This is a genomic window from Lysobacter sp. Root494, from assembly GCF_001427225.1.
Lineage (GTDB): Bacteria > Pseudomonadota > Gammaproteobacteria > Xanthomonadales > Xanthomonadaceae > Agrilutibacter.
The window spans coordinates 183077-195751 of the sequence record NZ_LMFH01000006.1; the positions used below are offsets into that span (position 1 = coordinate 183077).

8 protein-coding genes and 2 tRNA genes are annotated in these 12675 nt (G+C 63.7%); 8 read left to right on the plus strand and 2 right to left on the minus strand.

What is annotated here, in order from left to right; translation table 11 throughout:
• The first annotated feature begins 9 nt into the window (after positions 1–9).
• Positions 10–86: transfer RNA gene (locus ASD14_RS10130), tRNA-Asn, on the plus strand.
• A gap of 89 nt (positions 87–175) precedes the next feature.
• Here the strand turns inward: ASD14_RS10130 and ASD14_RS15750 are convergent.
• On the minus strand, positions 176–718 hold the full coding sequence (locus tag ASD14_RS15750; RefSeq protein ID WP_162247703.1) for a GspH/FimT family protein: 543 nt from the start codon (positions 716–718) through the stop codon (positions 176–178).
• 153 nt (positions 719–871) lie between these two features.
• On the opposite strand from ASD14_RS15750, the gene uvrB reads away from it, so the two are divergent.
• The 3 genes from uvrB to ASD14_RS10150 all read left to right on the plus strand — a co-directional run bounded on the left by uvrB (position 872) and on the right by ASD14_RS10150 (position 5521).
• Positions 872–2902: an excinuclease ABC subunit UvrB gene (gene uvrB / locus ASD14_RS10140; RefSeq protein WP_056132882.1), complete on the plus strand. Its 2031-nt coding sequence runs from the start codon at positions 872–874 to the stop codon at positions 2900–2902.
• Positions 2903–3051: 149 nt separating this feature from the next.
• Positions 3052–3126 (plus strand) — tRNA-Val (locus ASD14_RS10145).
• A 373-nt stretch (positions 3127–3499) separates the two neighbouring features.
• Positions 3500–5521, plus strand: a complete 2022-nt coding sequence (locus ASD14_RS10150) for a Calx-beta domain-containing protein (protein ID WP_082538903.1) — start codon at positions 3500–3502, stop codon at positions 5519–5521.
• Positions 5522–5610: 89 nt separating this feature from the next.
• Here the strand turns inward: ASD14_RS10150 and ASD14_RS10155 are convergent, their stop codons facing one another.
• Positions 5611–6663, minus strand: coding sequence for a LysR family transcriptional regulator (locus tag ASD14_RS10155; protein ID WP_056132887.1), 1053 nt, complete (start codon positions 6661–6663; stop codon positions 5611–5613).
• Between the two features lie 125 nt (positions 6664–6788).
• On the opposite strand from ASD14_RS10155, the gene ASD14_RS10160 reads away from it, so the two are divergent.
• The 4 genes from ASD14_RS10160 (at position 6789) to ASD14_RS10175 (ending at position 12635) form a co-directional block, all read left to right on the plus strand.
• Positions 6789–7058, plus strand: coding sequence for a hypothetical protein (locus ASD14_RS10160; RefSeq protein WP_056132890.1), 270 nt, complete (start codon positions 6789–6791; stop codon positions 7056–7058).
• Complete coding sequence (locus tag ASD14_RS10165) at positions 7055–8071, plus strand: SDR family oxidoreductase (RefSeq protein WP_056132893.1); 1017 nt, start codon at positions 7055–7057, stop codon at positions 8069–8071. The genes ASD14_RS10160 and ASD14_RS10165 overlap by 4 nt, the downstream gene beginning before the upstream one ends.
• On the plus strand, positions 8068–9282 hold the full coding sequence (locus ASD14_RS10170) for an efflux RND transporter periplasmic adaptor subunit (protein WP_056132897.1): 1215 nt from the start codon (positions 8068–8070) through the stop codon (positions 9280–9282). Before ASD14_RS10165 ends, ASD14_RS10170 begins: the two co-directional genes overlap by 4 nt.
• Positions 9283–9449: 167 nt before the next feature.
• Entirely contained in the window at positions 9450–12635 is a 3186-nt protein-coding gene (locus ASD14_RS10175) for a multidrug efflux RND transporter permease subunit (RefSeq protein ID WP_056132900.1), read from the plus strand.
• Positions 12636–12675: the final 40 nt, after the last annotated feature.

The window sequence follows — 12675 nt, forward strand, 5'->3', positions numbered from 1 at the left end:
ACGCGCCCCGCCCGAATAGCTCAGCCGGTTAGAGCACTTGACTGTTAATCAGGGGGTCGTTGGTTCGAGTCCAACTTCGGGCGCCAGATCAAGCAGAAAACCCGCCGAAAGGCGGGTTTTTTGTTGCTACATCTTCGTGTCGGCTCAAGGCATTGGCATTTCGGGCGTTGCTGGTCTATTGGCCGTATACGCAGTTCCAGGCGGCGGCTGCCGTGGGTTGTCCCGGCCGAAGATTGCCAGCGTTGGACAGGACCAGAGTTGTCGCGGATCTAGGGCCGCGCGAGTCGCATAGCGTGAAGGTGACATTTGAGCCCGCGTTGCCGCCATTTGGTTGAAAGACCAGTCGCGTTCGACCGGTTGTTGTGCGCAAGTGCACGTCATCTGGCAACGCATCCCCGCCACTCAGCCTGGTTTCATTGGGGTCAGGCGCACGGCTTCCGTTGATGTCTGCGAAGGCGATCCAGCCGGAATCCCAGTTCGTTGATCCACTGCAGAGGCCCGATGACGAGGCCGGACAAATCACCACTTCAGTTCCCGCGATGGATGAGTGGCGAACGGCATCTAGCAGGCTGGTCGCAAGCCTTGCGCGGACTGCCCCGGCGTTCGCCGCCGCCCTGGCATGCGACCACGCCGGAACAGCAACTGCCAGCAAAATCGCGGCTATTGCCATGACGACCAAAGCTTCGATCAGGGTGAATCCTTTCACAGGGCGGAACATCGCGGTCTCCAGGTCTGGGATGCCGCCAGCCTGACTGAGCTGTTCAGGTGCAGCAGCCGGCCTTCTCCCGAACGCTGGGTAGGAAAACCCCGCAGCCGCCCTCATTACCGGGACTGGCTAAACTCACTGATTGCCTATCTCCCCCGCAGGCCGATGAACGATCTGATCCACCCAGCCGGCTTCCAGCTGGTGTCCCCGTACCAGCCCGCCGGCGACCAGCCGCAGGCGATCGAGAAGCTGGTCGCCGGTTTCGAGAACGGCCTAGCGCACCAGACGCTGCTGGGCGTCACGGGTTCCGGCAAGACCTTCACCATCGCCAACGTCGTCCAGCAGGTGCAGAAGCCGACGATCGTGATGGCGCCGAACAAGACGCTTGCCGCTCAGCTGTATGGCGAGTTCAAGTCGTTCTTCCCGCATAACGCGGTCGAGTACTTCGTCAGCTACTACGACTACTACCAGCCCGAAGCCTACGTCCCGTCCTCCGATACCTACATCGAGAAGGACAGCTCGGTGAACGAGCACATCGAACAGATGCGCCTGTCGGCGACGAAAGCGTTGCTCGAGCGCAAGGACGCGCTGATCGTCTGCACCGTTTCTGCCATCTACGGCCTAGGCGATCCGAACGAATACTTCAAGATGGTGCTGCACATGATTCGCGGCGAGCGCATCGAGCAGCGCGAGCTGATCCGTCGGCTTACCGAGATGCAGTACACGCGCAATGACACAGAATTGCGTCGCGCCACCTATCGGGTTCGCGGCGAAGTGATCGATGTGCACCCGGCCGAAAGCGACAGCGAAGCGCTGCGCATCGAGCTGTTCGACGGCGAGATCGAAAACCTCACGATGTTCGATCCGCTCACCGGCGAAACCCTGCGCAAGGTGCCGCGCTTCACGATTTATCCGGGTTCCCATTACGTCACGTCGCGCCGCACCGTCCTGGACGCCATCACCGCGATCAAGGACGAGCTGCGCGAGCGCCTCGAACAGTTGTACGCACAGAACAAGCTGGTCGAAGCGCAGCGCCTCGCGCAGCGTACGCAGTTCGATCTCGAGATGCTCGCCGAAGTTGGTTACTGCAACGGCATCGAGAACTACAGCCGCCATCTCACCGGCCACATGCCCGGCGAGCCGCCGCCGTGCCTGTTCGACTACCTGCCGCCCGATGCACTGCTCGTCGTCGACGAGTCCCACGTGACCGTTCCGCAGGTCGGGGCGATGTACAAGGGCGACCGTTCGCGCAAGGAAACGTTGGTCGAATTCGGATTCCGCCTGCCATCGGCGCTCGACAACCGGCCGCTCAAATTCGAGGAATGGGAGCTGCGTTCGCCGCGTGCGATTTTCGTCTCCGCGACGCCAAGTGCGTATGAGCTGAAGCATTCCGAAGGCGAAATCACCGAACTCGTCGTGCGCCCAACCGGCCTGATCGACCCGGAAGTCGAGATCCGCCCCGTGGCGACGCAGGTCGATGACGTCCTGGGCGAAATCAGCCTGCGCGTCGCGATGGGCGACCGCGTGCTGATCACCACGCTGACAAAGCGCATGGCCGAGAATCTCACTGAATACCTCGGCGAGCACGGCGTTCGCGTCCGTTACCTGCATTCGGACATCGATACGGTCGAGCGCGTGGAAATCATCCGCGACCTGCGCCTGGGCAAGTTCGACGTGCTGGTCGGCATCAACCTGCTGCGCGAGGGCCTGGACATGCCCGAGGTCTCACTGGTCGCGATCCTCGACGCCGACAAGGAAGGCTTCCTGCGTTCGGCCGGCTCGCTGATCCAGACCATCGGCCGCGCGGCGCGCAACCTGCGGGGCAAGGCGATCCTGTATGCCGATCGCATCACCAACTCGATGCAGAAGGCGATCGAGGAAACCGATCGTCGCCGCCAGAAGCAGGTCGAATACAACCAGGCGCACGGCATCACGCCGCAGAGCGTGGTGCGCGCCGTAATGGACGTGATGGAAGGCGCGCGTGTCGACCCCGAGTCGCTCAAGGCCCGAGGCAAACAACGCAAGGTGGCCGAGGAAGCCGCGGAATACGCCGCGCTCAGCCCGGCCCAGTTCGCGGCGCGGGTGAAAGCGCTGGAGCAGAAGATGTACAAGCACGCGCGCGACCTGGAATTCGAGGAGGCCGCGGCGGTGCGCGACCAGTTACGGCGCCTGCGCGAAGCTGGTTTTGCCGCATAGGCCGTCGGCCGGAGAACCTGAGGCAACGCACTTCGGCCCGACACTTCATAACTCATCCCGGCGAGTGGGGGACTGAGGAAAGCCTTGTCGCGAGGGCAGCGGCCGGGCTACACTGCGCGCCCCTTGCAGCGGGGTTGCAGGCTGCAAACGGGCGGTTAGCTCAGCGGTAGAGCACTACCTTGACATGGTAGGGGTCACAGGTTCGAACCCTGTACCGCCCACCAATTAATACAACGGCTTGGCCGTTCTTTAATTGTCCGGACCAACCGGTACGGGAAAAAGCACAATGAAACCGCCTCAAGGCGGTTTTTTTGTGGCCAGGGCCAGGTCTCCGTGAGGCGCGTCAGCCTGACTCAAAACAGGTTACGGAACCCGCCGCGCACAAAGCCCGGTCGGTCGCCCTGCGTCCGGAAGCGCCCGGCCAGCCAGGAACATGGCTCCGCCTGTTCAGCGCTCACGTATCCAAACGGCCACTAAATCCGGACCTTCATTCATCAAGCCAAACTGTGATTTGAGTGTCATAGCGGCCTACTGCCGTTTGATCCTCGTCCCGGTGGGCACCAGCATCGTCGGCCTACGCAAAACCGAGGATTTCCGATGCGCCGCTCCTTCAAGCACTTTGTGCTCACTCTTGGTCTGTCCTGCATGTTCGCCGGGGCGGTACAGGCACAGGAGTGTCCACAACAGGTTCCGGTGCAGGGTGCCCCCGTGCCAGGCCCGTTGCCGGTCTTTCCCGCCGACAACTGGTGGAACGTCGACATCAGCTCGGCTCCGGTCGATACGGGATCGGCCAGTTACATCTCCTATATCGGAAGTACGCGCCGCCCGCATCCCGACTTCGGGGGCGAGGAGTCACCGGGAAGCACCGCGATCTATGGATTTCCGTACGTCATCGTGAACGGTTCGCAGCCCAAGCAGGCCGTGACCTTCGAGTACTGGGACGAAAGCGACGGGGTCGATTCGACCGGCAAGAGTGTTCCGTTCTATCCCATCCCGACCCAGGCGATCACGCAACCGCACTGGATCGAAGGTGGCGCGGCCGGCAACGTCGACCAGCGTGGCGAGTCCGACCGCCATCTGCTCATCATCGATTGCACCAACCGCTACCTGTACGAGCTCTACAACGTCTACTACTCGTCGTCGCAGTCGAAATGGCTTGCCGGCTCCGGCGCGTTCTTCGACATGAAGCGCAACAACCGGCGGCCGGAAGGCTGGACGTCCGCCGATGCCTCCGGCCTGGCGATCTTCCCGGGGCTGATCCGCTATGACGAAGCCGCCAATTCGGCAGTGCCCGAAATCAACCACGCTTTGCGCGTCACCGTCCGTGCAACGAACGGCTATGTCTTCCCCGCGTCGCACCGGGCCGGCAGCACGGCCGGTGCGCTGCCATTGGGAGCTCGCCTGCGCCTCAAGCGCAGTGTCAACGGCGTCGACCCGGCGCTGCGGACCAGCGACCCGATCTCACGGAAGATCTTCCGCGCCATGCAGAAGTACGGATTGATCGTGGCCGACAACGGATCGGACATGTACATCTCAGGCACGTTCGATGTGCGCTGGAACAACAGCGTGCTGAACCCGGCGTTCTCCACGCTTTCGGCAAGCGACTTCGAAGTGGTCCAGCTCGGTTGGAAACCGCCGGCCGCAACCGCCCCGACGCTTAGCTCGGTGAGCGCCAGTCCGAACCCGGTGACCGGTGGCCGGTCGGCTACGGGCACAGTGACCTTGTCGGCAGTGGCGCCGACAGGCGGCGCGATCGTTGCGCTCGCCAGCGCCAGTAGCGCGTTCTCGGTGCCCGCCAGCGTAACGGTGGCGCAGGGCGCCCGCAGCGCCAGCTTCCCGATCACCACTGCGGCCACCAGCACGGCGACCACCGGCACGCTGTCGGCGACCTATGCGGGCGTCCGGCAGACGACAGCATTTACCGTCAACCCGTCCAGCCAGTCGTTGCCTTCGCTCTCGATCGGCAATGTCGCGATCGGCGAAGGCAATTCCGGCACCAGGACCGCCACGTTTACGGTACGTCTGTCGGCACCGTCGGCCAGCAATGTCACCTACACGATTGCCACGGCCAACAACTCAGCGGCCGCAGGCACCGACTACGTTGCGCGCAGTCTTGGCGGGCAGACGATTACCGCCGGACAAACCACCCGCACCTTCACCGTCACCGTCAATGGCGATACCTCGCGCGAATCCAACGAGTCGTTCTACGTCAGATTGAGTTCGGTCTCGGGGGCCACGGTCGCGGCTGGCCAGGCTACGGGCGTCATTCTCAACGACGACGGCCCCACGCTCTCGATCGGCGACGTGTCGGTAAGCGAAGGCAACTCGGGTACGAAGCTGGCGACGTTCACGGTCCGGCTTTCTCAAGCCTCCAGTAGCAACGTCACCTATTCGATTGCCACAAGGAACGGCAGTGCCGCCGCCGGGAGCGACTATGTCGCTCGCAGTCTCACTGGGCAGACGATTACCGCCGGACAGACCAGCCGTACATTCGCGGTCACCATCAACGGAGACCAGGCGCGGGAAAACAATGAAACATTCCTGGTAAGCCTGAGCGCACCGAGGGGGGCGACGGTCTTCGATAGCCAAGCGCAAGGGCTGATCACCAACGACGATTGAACCCGTGTTTTCGATGTGGCTGTCGCCGCGTCACCCGGTTCGTGATCAAACGGCGCGATCTTCGGATCGCGCCGTTTTGCTTCTGCGGCTCAGGCCAGCGCTTCTTCTTCAATTTCCGGCTCTGCAATCGAGGCCGCTTCGACTGCCGTTACGCCGCGCTTCTTGCCGGGCTTGCGTTCCGCGGTCGCCATCGCCTGCTCCTGCTGGCGCTTGAAGATCGGGCACAGTTCTTCCATGTAGTTGGCTTCGAAGTTGAGGCGTTCGACGAGGAAGTCGATGAACGCGCGCACCTTCGGCGACTGCGTCATGCCGCGCGGGAACACCGCATTGAATTCGTATTCGGGCCCGGTCCAGCCGGCGAGCACGCGCTGCACGTAACCGTGTTCGGCGAGCGGCTTCATCATCACGTCCGCGGCCAGCATCAGGCCTTCGCCGCAGAGCAGGGCACCTTTCACCGCGCCGTAGTCGTTGGCGACGAACACGGGATCGATGCGGAAATCGATGGTGCGTTCGCCATCGCTCAGTGCCCAGGCGAATCCGTTGCCGTTGCGGCGCGCCTTGTTCATCGCGAGCGTGGCATGGTGCTGCAGGTCGTCGGGATGCAGCGGTTCGCCGTGCCGCTTGATGTATTCCGGGCTCGCGAATACCTGCGTGCGGAACACCGCCAGCCTGCGCGCGACGAGATTGGAATCGGGCAGGTTTCCGACGCGCAGCGCGACGTCGATTTCCTTGTCGATCAGGTCGAGCGGCTCGTTGCTCAACAGCATTTCGACGCGCACTTCCGGATGGCGCGTGCGGAATTCGCCCAGCAGCGGTGCGATCTTGTCGATGCCGAGCGAGTAGGGCGCAGTGAAACGCAGCCAGCCGCGTGGACCGCTCTGCAACTGGCCAACCGCGCTCTCGGCTTCGTCGAGTTCGCGAGCAATGCGCTGGCAATGCTCGAAATAGATGTTGCCCGCTTCGGTAAGCCCGAGCTTGCGCGTGGTCCGATGCAGCAACTGCGCGCCGAGGCGCGTTTCCAGTTCCTGTACCTTGCGGCTGACGGTGGTCTTGGGAAGCCGCAGCGAACGCGCCGCGGAAATGAAACTGCCGTGTTCGACGACCTTGACGAAGATCAGGGTGTCGTTGAGATCGCGGGTCATGGGGGCGACTCCGGTGGGGACGGTCCGATTGGACCGATGTCGGGACAATTATTCCCTTAATCGATGGCTAATCAAGTGCCATCCCTGCGACTAATCTGCGCACCAGTTCCCACGGTACTGCAGTCATGTTGTCCTCCCGCCGCGCCCGATTCGCCTATGTCCTGATCATGCTGACCGCGTTCGCCGGCGTGCTGGGGCTGGCTGTAATCGTTCTGAAACAGGCGCTTTTTGCCGGTGTTGCCGAGGCCTGGATGATGGCGGGCGTGCTCGCGGTAGTGGTCGGATTGCCCGTGGCGCTGATCCTGCTTCCTGTTGCCAGCTGGCTGAAGCGGAATGTGCGGGTTAACGGGATAATCCCGAATGCGGGAGAAAATGTCCCGGGAGCGGGACGATGAAGCCCGCGGTTCTGGTTCTCGGTGCGACCGGCACGATCGGCAGTGGCGTTGTCCGCGCCGCGATCGAAGCCGATTGGCCTGTCGTTGCGGTCGCCCGGGATCGGCAATCGCTCGATGAGCTGCGCGCCCGCCATCCCGATGCACGCCTTCGCACCATCGTGGGTTCCGTGGCGGACGACGCTTCCGCGACCGCGCTGGTATCGGAACTGCGCAAGCTCACCCGGCCCTTCGCCGGCGTCGTTGCCGCCCTCGGTACGGGCAACGAACGCGGACGTCTGCTCGATCATCCCTCCGAACGTCTGCGCGAAACTTTCGACGACGCCGTCATCCCGCATCTCGTCGCGGCCCGACACCTGCTGCCGTGGCTGGCGGAATCCGGCCGCAACTGCGGTTACGTCGTGGTCGGCGGGCCGGGCAGCCGCAATCCCTGGGCCGGTTACGGCCATCGTTCGATCGCCGCGGCCGCGGTGCACATGCTTGCGCGCGTGCTGCATGCCGAGGCGCTCACTTATGCGGTCCGCCTGCAGTTGCTCGAAGTCGAATCCCCCGTTCGCACCAACGACAACGAGAAGCACGCCTGCAAGCAATGGCCCTGCGTCGACCACATCGGCCGCAAGGCGCTCGCCCTGCTGAAGCATCGCAACGATTCGCGCTGCACCGAAGCGGTCGTCGATTACCGCAGCGACGCATGCATCAGCAGCGAGGCGACCTGGGATGAAGGCGCGCAAGCGGCAGTCAACAAGCAGCCGTACTCCGATGGCGATGTCGAATCCGCATCGCCTCGTTCGTCGAACTCGCAAAGGGACGATTCCGAAGGCTTGACCCTGAAGCAGCTCCAGGCTCCAGAGTCCACCGCTTCGCACGGCATCGCACCGCAAGAAATGGATAGCGACGCATCCCTGCTGCCATCACGCTGTCTGCAGGACGTGCGCAAGCTGCTCGAGAACTTCACGTCACTCGCTTCCCCGAAAAACACCAACCCCACTAAGAAGAACCAGGAGCGTACGAAATGAGCCGCAGGTATCTCTCCCGCTCAGGACTGTTCCGGCCAGCTGCCGGTCTGCCATGGCTGGCACTCGCGGCCGGCGTCACCCTCATCCTCGCGATCGCCGGTTGCAGCAGCGAAGCCGCGCCCAACGCCGGCATGCCGCCGCCGCCTGAAGTCAGCGTCGCCTACGTGCTGGCCAAGCCCGTGCACCAGTGGGACGAATTCACCGGCCGCGTCGCGGCGGTGGAAACCGTCGACCTGCGTCCGCGCGTCAGCGGCTATGTCCAGCGCGTCGCGTACCAGGAAGGTCAGGAAGTGCGTAAAGGCGACCTGCTGTTCGTGATCGATCCGCGTCCGTACAAGGCCGCGCTTGATCGTGCGCGGGCCGACCTCGAACGCGCCCGCAGCGAATCGCGCCTGGCGCAGGCACAGGACGCGCGTGCACAGACGCTGATCGAAGCCAAGGCGATCTCGCGCGAGGAATTCGAAACGCGCAAGGCCGCTACTTCCGGCACGAATGCCTCGGTGCGCGCGGCGGAAGCAGCGGTCGCGGCCGCGCAGCTCGACCTGCAGTTCACCCAGGTGCGTTCGCCGATCAGTGGCCGCGCCGGACGTGCGCTGGTGACCGAGGGCAACCTCGCCCAGGCCGATGCGACGCTGCTGACGACGGTCGTCTCGCAGGATCCGGTGTTCGTTTATTTCGAAAGCGATGAGCAGAGCTTCCTGCGTTACGCCGAGCTCGCACGCAAGGGCGAACGCGATGACACGAAGAATCCGGTGCGCGTCGGGCTTGCCAGCGAAACGGGCTATCCGCACGAAGGCACCGTCGATTTCGTCGACAACCAGGTCGATCCGCGTACCGGCACGATTCGTGCGCGAGCAGTGCTGCGCAATCCCGATCGCGTCTTCACTCCCGGCCTGTATGCCCGCGTGCAGCTGCAGGGAACGGGCGAGTTCAAGGCCCTGCTGATCGATGACAAGGCCGTGCTCACCGACCAGGACCGCAAATACGTCTACGTGCTCGGACCGAAGAACGAAGCGGTGCGCAAGGACGTCGTACTCGGCCGGAACATCGACGGATTGCGCGTCGTGCAGTCGGGACTGACGCCGGCGGACAAGGTGATCGTGCACGGCGTGCAGAAGGTCTTCTTCCCCGGCATGCCGGTATCGCCGAAGCAGATCGCGATGGGCGCCCCGCCGCCGAAGCTGGTCGCCAGTGCCGCGGGTGCGAAGTAACGCCTGACGTTGTGCGCTTGAACGGCTGATCGATTCGCTTCTCCGATCAGCCGGTTGTTTACAGGCCGCCGATCCTCTCCGTTTCCCTCCCCCTGGCGGAGAGGGTCGGGCAGGCCTACCTCTTTGCATGCGGATTTCTGCGCAAGCAGGCCACAAGGAACTTCCCCATGGACTTCTCAAAATTCTTCATCGACCGGCCGATCTTCGCCGCGGTGTTGTCGATCGTGATCTTCGCCGCCGGCCTGATCTCGATCCCGCTGCTGCCGATCGGCGAGTACCCCGAAGTGGTGCCGCCTTCGGTGGTCGTGCGCACCGTGTATCCGGGCGCCAATCCCAAGGTCATCGCCGAAACCGTCGCCACGCCGCTGGAAGAAGCCATCCGCGGCGTCGAAGGCATGATGTACATCAAGTCGGTCGCCAGCTCCGATGGCGTGCTGCAGACCACGGTGACCTTTAACCCCGAGGTCAACGCGGACGAAGCCGCGGTGCGCGTGCAGAACCGCGTTGCCCAGGCGCTCGCGCGACTGCCGGAAGATGTTCGCCGCCAGGGCGTGACCACGCAGAAGCAGTCGCCCGTCTTCCTGATGGTCGTCCACCTGGTATCGCCCACCGGCAAGTACGACACGCTGTACCTGCGCAACTACATGCGCCTGCACGTGAAGGACCAGCTCGCGAGCATTCCGGGCGTGGGCGAAGCCCAGCCGTTCGGCGGTGGCGACTACGCGATGCGCTTGTGGCTGGATCCCGACAAGATCGCCTCGCGCGGCCTGACCGCAGGTGATGTCGTGCGCGCAGTGCGCGAGCAGAACATCCAGGTCTCTGCCGGACAGCTCGGTGCCGAACCGATGCCGAACGGAAGCGACTTTCTGACCCTGATCAACGCCCAAGGCCGGCTGACCACACCCGAACAGTTCGGCGAAGTCGTGATCAAGTCCGGTACCGATGGCGAAGTGGTGCGCCTGTCCGACGTGGCCCGCATCGAACTTGCAGCGGGCGACTACACCATGCGTGCACGCCTCGACGGCAAGAACGCCGCCGCGATCGGCATCTTCCAGGCGCCAGGTGCCAACGCGCTGCAGATTCGTGACGAAGTCATCCGCCGCATGGACGAGATGTCCAAGCAGTTTCCGCCGGGCGTCGAATACAAGTCGATCTACGACACCACGATCTTCGTGCGCGATTCGATCAAGGCGGTCGTGACCACGCTGCTCGAAGCCACCTTCCTTGTCGTGCTGGTCGTGATCCTGTTCCTGCAGACCTGGCGCGCCTCGATCATTCCGCTGATCGCCGTTCCCGTGTCGGTGATCGGCACGTTCGCGGCCTTGCACCTGCTCGGCTTCTCGATCAACACGCTGACGCTGTTCGGGCTGGTCCTGGCCATCGGCATCGTAGTGGACGACGCGATCGTCGTCGTGGAAAACGTCGAGCGCCATATCGAAGACGGCGCCACCCCGTTGCAAGCCGCGCACCTTGCGATGAAGGAAGTCTCCGGGCCAATCATCGCGATCGCCCTGGTGCTGTGCGCAGTGTTCGTGCCGATGGCGTTCCTGTCCGGCGTTACAGGCCAGTTCTACAAGCAGTTCGCAGTCACGATCGCCATCTCGACGGTGATCTCGGCCATCAACTCCCTGACGCTGTCGCCGGCGCTGGCCGCGCGCCTGCTCAAGCCGCACGGCGCCGCCAAGGACGCGCCGACGCGGGTGATCGATCGCCTGTTCGGCTGGGTGTTCCGTCCGTTCAACCGCTTCTTCGCCACCAACGCCGGTCGCTACCAGCGTGGCGTGTCGAAGGCGCTCGGTCGCCGCGGCGCGGTGTTCGTGATCTATGCGGTGCTGCTGGTGGCCACGGGCGTCATGTTCCAGATCGTGCCGAAGGGCTTCATCCCGGTGCAGGACAAGTCGTACATCATCGCCGGCGTGAAGATGCCGGAAGGCTCTTCGATCGAGCGCACGGACGCGGCGCTGAAGAAGATCGGCGAGATCGCGATGGCGATCGATGGCGTGCAGAACGACGTCGCCTTCCCGGGCCTGAACCCGCTGCAGTTCAGCAACACGCCGAACTACGGCGTCACCTTCATCAACCTCAAGCCGTTCGGCCAGCGTCATCGCAGCGCGAAGGAAATCAACGACGAGCTTAGCGCGAAGATCGCGGGCATCCAGGACGGTTTCGCGTTCTCGCTGTTGCCGCCGCCGATCCAGGGATTGGGTAACGGCTCGGGCTACTCATTCTTCATCGAGGATCGGAACAATCTCGGCTACGGCGCGCTGCAGAGTGCGGTGCAGGCGTTCCAGGGTGCAGGTGCGCAGACACCGGGGCTGGGCTTCCCCAACACCAGCTACCAGGCGAACGTGCCGCAGCTCGACGCGGAAGTCGATCGCACCAAGGCCAAGGCGCAGGGCGTGCCGCTGACCGAGCTGTTCGACACGTTGCAGACGTATCTCGGTTCGGCTTACGTCAATGACTTCAACATGTTCGGACGTACCTGGCAGGTGATCGCACAGGCCGACGGACAGTTCCGCGACGGCGCCGACGACATCGCCAACCTGCGCACGCGCAATGTCAATGGCGAGATGGTGCCGATCGGCAGCATGGTGAAGGTCACCGAGACGTTCGGCCCCGATCCGGTGATCCGCTACAACGGCCATCCGGCGGCGGACATCCTCGGCGAAGCCGATCCGCGCATGCTTTCGTCCGCGGAGGCGATGGAAAAACTCGAGGAGCTGTCGCAAAAGGTGCTGCCCAACGGTATGGGCATCGAGTGGACGGACCTGAGCTATCAGCAGGCCACGCAGGGCAAGGCGGCGATGGTGGTCTTCCCGCTCGCCGTGCTGCTCGCCTTCCTCGTGCTCGCCGCGCTGTACGAAAGCTGGACGCTGCCGCTCGCGGTAATCCTGATCGTGCCGATCGTGATGCTGTCCGCGCTGCTGGGTGTATGGCTGACGGGCGACAACAACGTCTTCGTGCAGGTTGGCCTCGTCGTGTTGATGGGCCTGGCATGCAAGAACGCGATCCTGATCGTCGAGTTCGCCCGCGAGCTGGAAATGCAGGGCAAGGGCATTGTCGAAGCCGCGCTGGAAGCGTGCCGCCTGCGGCTGCGGCCGATCGTAATGACGTCGATCGCGTTCATCGCCGGCACGATCCCGCTGGTGCTGTCGCACGGCGCCGGAGCGGAAGTCCGCTCCGTCACCGGCATCACGGTGTTCTCCGGAATGCTCGGCGTGACGCTGTTCGGCCTGTTCCTTACGCCGGTGTTCTACGTGGCGTTGCGCAAGCTCGCAGGCCGCGAGTTGGTGCGGCACGACAAACCGTCTTCGCTAGCGGCCCACTCGATCACCGCGTCGTCCGTGCTCTGACAACCGGCAATGCTGCCGGCGGGTTTGCCCGCCGGCGGTT

Excerpts from the sequence above, each read along its gene's own strand:
- ASD14_RS15750 (WP_162247703.1), bottom strand. The coding sequence starts at position 718 with ATGTTCCGCCCTGTGAAAGGATTCACCCTGATCGAAGCTTTGGTCGTC.
- uvrB (WP_056132882.1), top strand. The coding sequence starts at position 872 with ATGAACGATCTGATCCACCCAGCCGGCTTCCAGCTGGTGTCCCCGTAC.
- ASD14_RS10150 (WP_082538903.1), top strand. The coding sequence starts at position 3,500 with ATGCGCCGCTCCTTCAAGCACTTTGTGCTCACTCTTGGTCTGTCCTGC.
- ASD14_RS10155 (WP_056132887.1), bottom strand. The coding sequence starts at position 6,663 with ATGACCCGCGATCTCAACGACACCCTGATCTTCGTCAAGGTCGTCGAA.
- ASD14_RS10160 (WP_056132890.1), top strand. The coding sequence starts at position 6,789 with ATGTTGTCCTCCCGCCGCGCCCGATTCGCCTATGTCCTGATCATGCTG.
- ASD14_RS10165 (WP_056132893.1), top strand. The coding sequence starts at position 7,055 with ATGAAGCCCGCGGTTCTGGTTCTCGGTGCGACCGGCACGATCGGCAGT.
- ASD14_RS10170 (WP_056132897.1), top strand. The coding sequence starts at position 8,068 with ATGAGCCGCAGGTATCTCTCCCGCTCAGGACTGTTCCGGCCAGCTGCC.
- ASD14_RS10175 (WP_056132900.1), top strand. The coding sequence starts at position 9,450 with ATGGACTTCTCAAAATTCTTCATCGACCGGCCGATCTTCGCCGCGGTG.